Origin of the sequence: Legionella birminghamensis (genome assembly GCF_900452515.1) — a bacterium.
Lineage (GTDB): Bacteria > Pseudomonadota > Gammaproteobacteria > Legionellales > Legionellaceae > Legionella_C > Legionella_C birminghamensis.
The window spans coordinates 197,557-204,136 of sequence record NZ_UGNW01000002.1; the positions used below are offsets into that span (position 1 = coordinate 197,557).

Genomic DNA, 6,580 nt, shown 5'->3' on the forward strand with positions numbered 1-6,580 from the left:
GAGTAGTTCAAGGAATATGGTTGTTAATGGACTATTCTCAAGCATTGGTTTCATCTATTTCTTTATTCTTCCTGTATATATTCCAATAAGAGCATTAGGAATCGAAACTCATTTTTATGACGAAGTTTCGAGCAGCCCATTAGAGCTAATTTTATATTTTTCTCAAATTACCATGTTGTTAGCATGTAATAGTATGCTCTTGTCGTTCTTCTATCAATTTCTCAGTAAAGCATTAACAAAAAAAGGCGGTGAGAATCACATCCTACATATATACAGATTGTTAGCTATAGTTTTTAGTTGTTTTTTTACTATCACCAGCTACTTTGTAATGAATCCACATAATATACTTTCACTGTATGCTTGGAGCGGGGCACACTATTTTGTTATCTGTTATTTCCAGTTATTAGTCAGAGAGGAAATTAGCAACTCCAGAAAAACTAATTTATCTACTGCTCATGGTAATAATTATTTCGGAATTATTTTGAATTTTTCCGGCGTAATAACGCTTGGAATCTTTAGTTGGTTTTTCGCAAATGATTATACCGAGCAATACAGGACATTCTGTATGGTTTTGGAGATGGCGTTTGTTTGTTATCTGGTATTTGTTCGTAGATATCATCTATCTTTCAAAGAAATTTGTGGTCAATATTCATTCATACAAATTTTAATTGCCTTTTCACTGATCTTTTTAATGTTGATTGTTGCATCAATAGTCTCAACTGCATTCATGCTTTCAGGTTGGGTTGGTGCTTTATTGATACTGATATTCATTGCCTACTTCTATAAAATTCATCAAATAGAAGTCGAAAAAATTGATTTGCAGTTGCTAGTTAGCATTGGCCTTGGTTATGGTTTGGTGTTAGCTGTATTAACGGGTTCAATTCTAACCTATTTTGTTAAAAATGAGTCCAATATTTTAAATGTATTTAATTATACTTATTCTTGCGAACCTTTTTTCTCCATACTTATTGGCCTCGTATTCACCTTATTTCTTTTAAAAAGAAATGTAACATTCTCTAGAAAAGAGCTAATGAGTTCTATATTTTATATAAACCTGTTTGTTCCTGTTTTCTTGGGTTTATTTTTTTGGTCTATAAATAAACAAGTGATGGGTTTGAGTGTATTCTTGCTTATTTTTGCTGCCTATGCACTCTTGGAGTATTTAAGCTTGTTTTATGTTCGACAGATTGCACAATTAGAGCAGTATAACGAGTTGCAGGGTGCAAAATTAACTAACTTTCATTCTCTTGTTTTAAACGGATTAAGTCCAGCCTTACTATATTTGCTCATTCGTGGACTATCAAAATTAACATTATTAGAGCTAAAGCACATTTTGATAATAGCAATTGTAATTTTAACTATTTTCTCAACATTATGCAGCTTAATGCAAAAATATTTCAGTAAGATATGAAACAGAAAACCGTGTTACTTATAGGGCCATCGTTTTTGTATGACCAGATAGATTCTCAAATTCTAAAAGAGAATAATATTTACCCAATTTACTCCTTCAAGAAAGGAAGTGAGCATACAAACATTTCAGATGAATTTGAAGCAGTTTATTATGAAGATTTAACATTCCAACATTTTATAGAAATATTATCTCAAAAAAAGACAGATGCTATTGTTTGCTATAACGATAATTTTTTGATGCAGGTTGCACAATTAAGGGATCATTTCTCTATTCCCGGGATGGGGGTTAGAGAAATCACAAAATTTAAAATAAAATCCCAAATGTATGAACTTCTTTATGGAGTACTATCTACTCCAAAAACAGTCGTATTCGATTCTTCTATAACTCCAAGGTTACTTAGAGAAAGATTAGGAGAGGGAGATTACTTTATAAAACCTGATAATTTAGCTGGTGCAGAAGGCACCTTGCAGGTTAAATCTGTAGAAATTGAAAGTTGCTGGGAAAAATTTAAATCTTGGAGTGACAACAAATTTATCATTCAAAAATTCTATAACCTTCCGTTGGTTCATTGTGAGTTATATGTACAACAAGGACAAATTAAGTATATACAAGCAAGACAATACTCTTACCCTAATCACTTCTTTTTAAAAGGTAAGATAATTTCTAGTTTTCCCATACAAAATCATTATCTAGAAGAGAAAATAAAATCAGCGAGTAAACTAGTTGCAAGTGTTATGAATTTTACTAATGGAGTCATGCACACTGAGTTTTTCGTTGATAATGATGGAACGCTTATTTTTCTTGAGACTAACATTCGTCAAGCTGGCGGTGCAATTAATCTAATTCACAAGAAGCGATCGGGTATTAGCATGGAAACTGCGATGATACTTTTAGAATTAAATAAGCCATTACCTTTAAGAGAGAATTTTGAAGGTTTTCAAATAAGTGGATATATTCCCATGCAAAAGGGTAAAGTTATGAGTATTACATTACCCAAGCTCAAGGGAGAGTACAATTTCGATGTTCGAGTGAAGGTGGGGGATATTTGTGAACATCCTATTTCAGCTAGTAATGCTTCAATAGCATTCCTTGGTGAGAGTGATAGCGTTGAAAACCTACTAGATGATTTCCGTTGGTTAGAAAATAATAGTATTATTGAATATCAAAATGTAAGGTAGGTATACTTGTGGATACTGAAGATACAATAATTGGATATGAGGATATTTCTGAGTTCTTTGATTTCGACAATCAGGAAAGTAATACTGATGAGTCCATATCTTTAAATTCTATTGATTTTATATAATGTTTTTTATTCAATTAAGTTTGCCAGGTAGTTTAGAGATATATAATGGCAATTACGAGGTTAACTCTAATGAGTTATGGACTGAACTGCTTAAATGTCTGATTGGTAGCGACTATGACATACTTTTTAACAATGATGGAAAACCTAAACCATTTATAGCTATCTATCTGAATAAAAGTAAAGTCTTAGATCTAAAAGGATTACATTGTCATGATAAAGATAGCTTACTGATTATTTCTGCAACCTCTGGTGGATAGTCTATGGCACGAATTAAGCCATCATTGGAAACCGTCAATTACTTATTAGAAAATCTAGACAAATTTGGTATTTCTAGGATTTCAGATTTAACTTATCTAGATAGTTCATTTAAGCTTTTTGTTTATTCCGCAATAAGACCTTCTGCAAAGTCGCTTACCAGTAGTATGGGAAAGGGCATAACTATCGAAGATGCCAAATGCTCTGCTCTAATGGAGTCGGTTGAGACCTTCTATGCAGAGGAGGTTCTTCCAGATGTTTCAAACACCTCACTAAAAAACATCATTTCGAGCAATAATTATTTTATAAGACCTGACCAAATTTCTTCATTTGTGTCAATTAGTGAAGAGTTTCCTATAGATTGGTGTTGGGGAACTCTTCTTAATTTACAAAAAGAGGTCTTAATTCCACACTGTTTCCTAAGCCTCGACAGTAACAACGTAATGAATAGGCTGGTAGGTCAGAACTCTAATGGTTTAGCATCAGGAAATTCTTTTGAAGAAGCACTTATTTATAGTTTTTGGGAGTTAAATGAACGAATTTCAGTTAAAAATAACAAGAAGAGTGAATTGTTGGTAGATAAAAAATTTTCTTTTTGTATTGATGACAATATTGAATGTATTTTTTATCTGTATGAAAGTCCTTTTTGTATTCCTGTAGTAGGGTGTCAAATTAGAAATAAGAGTCCTTTAGATATCGGTAAAATATTTGCAGGGTACGCTAGTCATTCCAATATTTACTTTGCTATGGAAAGAGCATTATTTGAGGCCATTCAATCAAAAGTAGGAGTGATCTCAGGTGTTCGTGACGATATTACTGATGAATTATACGTGAGAGCCAGTAAGAAAACGGAACTTAAAGAATCCCCTAGAATAGAAAGAATGCTATTAAACTATGCTCTTTATGAGATCTCAGTATCTGAAGAATTCAAAAACATTAAAAACATATTAAGTCAACATAAAAAAGATTTGGCCTACTATTGTTATATCCAGAGTGAAATCACTGTTTTGAAGTCATTTTTGGTTGATATATGAGAATCGATAGGGCTATTTTTATCGAATCCACATTATCAAATATAGAAATGAAAAAATATTTGACAGACTTTGACCTTATCTTACCAAGTATAAGAAGAGGACATTTATTGAATTTGTATTTTTCCTATCCAACAATTAAAGAGGTTGTTATTGTTGATGGTGTATTTGATCAACAGCCCAGCATTACTCATAAAGAAATTTTGTGGTTGATATCTCGTGGTATTAAAGTAGTAGGTATTGGCTCGATGGGGGCATTAAGAGCATTTGAGCTTAGAAAAGTAGGGATGTTGGGTTTTGGTTGGGTGTACGAACAATTCTTGAATCATTATGTTGATGGAGACGACGAAGTCGCAGTGTCGTATGACCCTCGAGATCCTTCTAATTCGAAAACTCTGGCAATCATAAATTTTAGGAAAACAGCCCTGGAGCATAATGAACTTCAAAGCTATTTATCTATTATAAAAAACATCCACTTCAAACAGAGAACTTGGGAGACGTTATCCACATATTTGGGAAGTGATATCCTAGCCAAATTTCGCAAACTCTATGTGGATATTAAAAAAGAGGATGTATTGAATTATTTTAGTAATGAAATTGAGCCTAAATTTTCACCAACTATTAAGTTTATTCCAAATATATATTTTAATTCAGCACAACAGATGTACTCATATAAGTCGGTGTTAAAGTTTATTCGAGATCGATTGGAACAAATTAATGCAGCCGAATGTCTAACCAACCTGTCTTGCAAAGGTGATTATTTAAATATCTGTAAATTCTTAGCAATCCCACCAGATTATATTGGGAGGATAGCTTCAGTTTTAGACAAATACTCAGGAGTAATCCCAAACAAAGATAAAATAAAGCCATTCATCATGAAAGTTAAGGTAGAACTAAATTTAGATTCTATACAAGCTATTCATGATTATTTTAACAAAAATGAAATACCGATGTCGCAGGTAAAAAAGATTTTTGAAAATTTAACAAAACTATTTGACTATTTTTTATGTACATTAAATTGATTGAGATATTTCATTGAAAAGCATCCTGACAGAAACTGGGAGTTTATTGGTAATTGTAATGCACTAACCTTTTGCAATTGTATGTTTGGGTCTTCAAAAAATGATAGAGAACTTTGGTTGTTATCACTAGGACTCCCATTCCAGCGATGATTAATATCTAATTCAGTCACAGAAGTGCTTTTGTAAAGTAAGGTGTTGGTTGCAATCTCACAAGACTTAAGCTCATGAAGCGTGTTTGTAAATGCAATTTTGATTTCTTGGGATAATTTATTTAAGTTAGAAATTTGATTTGGTTTGAATAGAAAATCATCTTTATTTAAAGAGTAGTAAACTGTTTCGGTTGACTCAAAGGGAACAAGCTTGTGTGGGACCATAAATATTGGTGTTGATTCAGATTTATATACCTCTATGTAGGTATTTCTTAAAAAACTGATTGGAGCATTCGCTTCACATAAAGATGGCATATATGCAGATTGATCACCGCATGCCACGTATAGAAGATATTTAATAATCTCTTTTATGAAACTATTTGATGTAATTCGATTCTTTAAAATGACAGTTGTTAAAATATAGTCATAAAGTAAAGAGTTTCTTTTAAATAGATGGTCTTCATTTGCGATACGATTCAGATAGTTGGCAAACTCGGGTGATCGGTAAGCTTTTTCCTCCCACGATGTAGGAAAGGCTAGAAGAGTGGCTGTCCAGTCTGGTTTTGCATAATCACAAATTTCTTTAAAAATATGAAATTGTTCTGTAAAGCATTTTGGAGGCTCGGAGGAAAGGTTAAATCTTTTTTTCAAATTAGCGTGTTTTTTCTTGTCACTAAATTTATTTAACAAAATAAAAGAGTTTTTTATACCAGCTGTCATCTTTAATATGTCGGAAGGTTCATAAAGATAGTTATTTTTTAAAAATTTAGTGTAAGGAAAAACCTGACCAGGCTTATATATCTTCCAAGGTGATATATTATCATTAAACTCCATATACATCTCGAAATTGTTCTCAAGAACCATGCAAAACGGCATAGTTTGAGATTTTTGACAGTTTGGGAAGTAAAAGAACGACTCGTCCCCAACTTGTTGACCGTAACGATATTTGAGCTTTGTAACGGTATCTGGTACCAAACTCCTATCACTCTCAATAATGTTATAGAGCGAAGGGTTAACTTGGAGTACCTGTTGTTTTATATCATCCCAAGAGCAATTGTACTGTACACAGTTGGCCATGTAATTCTTTTGAAGTTTTTGACAATCATACATTTTAGTCGAAAAAAAATCGAGTAAAAAGTTGAAATTTATTTTCGCTAAAGTTAAGATCATTCTGAATTTATAACACCAAGAGCGCAGTCGCCAAACAGTACTCTTGGTGTAACCGACATTACACAAACGAATGTCTTAGCCTCAATAATACCATTTAAAGCAAGCTAATTCATTCAAAAATAAGGAAATTAAGAATGAGAGCTCTGCGCTATATTTCACTCTAAGTTTAAACTTAACAATAATGCTTTGTTATTAGAATTTAATAGCAATTCTCAACTACCAAGTTACGGATAATGAAC

The 6,580-nt window shown here is 32.4% G+C and carries 6 protein-coding genes; 5 read left to right on the plus strand and 1 reads right to left on the minus strand.

Annotation, left to right across the window (positions count from 1 at the left end; genetic code table 11):
- The first annotated feature begins 16 nt into the window (after positions 1-16).
- The 5 genes from DYH42_RS16390 (at position 17) to DYH42_RS16410 (ending at position 5,022) form a co-directional block, all read left to right on the plus strand.
- The gene (locus DYH42_RS16390) at positions 17-1,411 is read left to right on the plus strand and encodes a hypothetical protein (protein WP_058523525.1); all 1,395 of its coding nucleotides are present in this window, start codon (positions 17-19) and stop codon (positions 1,409-1,411) included.
- Positions 1,408-2,589 carry an ATP-grasp domain-containing protein gene (locus DYH42_RS16395; protein WP_058523524.1) on the plus strand — a complete coding sequence of 394 codons (1,182 nt, stop codon included), beginning with the start codon at positions 1,408-1,410 and terminating at the stop codon, positions 2,587-2,589. Before DYH42_RS16390 ends, DYH42_RS16395 begins: the two co-directional genes overlap by 4 nt.
- Before the next feature lie 124 nt (positions 2,590-2,713).
- A complete protein-coding gene (locus DYH42_RS16400; RefSeq protein ID WP_058523523.1) occupies positions 2,714-2,971 on the plus strand; it encodes a ubiquitin family protein in 258 nt (85 codons plus the stop codon).
- A gap of 3 nt (positions 2,972-2,974) precedes the next feature.
- Positions 2,975-4,003, plus strand: a complete 1,029-nt coding sequence (locus DYH42_RS16405) for a YcaO-like family protein (RefSeq protein WP_058523522.1) — start codon at positions 2,975-2,977, stop codon at positions 4,001-4,003.
- Positions 4,000-5,022 carry a TfuA-like protein gene (locus DYH42_RS16410; protein ID WP_058523521.1) on the plus strand — a complete coding sequence of 341 codons (1,023 nt, stop codon included), beginning with the start codon at positions 4,000-4,002 and terminating at the stop codon, positions 5,020-5,022. The genes DYH42_RS16405 and DYH42_RS16410 overlap by 4 nt, the downstream gene beginning before the upstream one ends.
- Here the strand turns inward: DYH42_RS16410 and DYH42_RS16415 are convergent.
- Positions 4,998-6,248, minus strand: coding sequence for a hypothetical protein (locus tag DYH42_RS16415; RefSeq protein WP_131793043.1), 1,251 nt, complete (start codon positions 6,246-6,248; stop codon positions 4,998-5,000). The genes DYH42_RS16410 and DYH42_RS16415 overlap by 25 nt on opposite strands.
- Between the last annotated feature and the right edge of the window lie 332 nt (positions 6,249-6,580).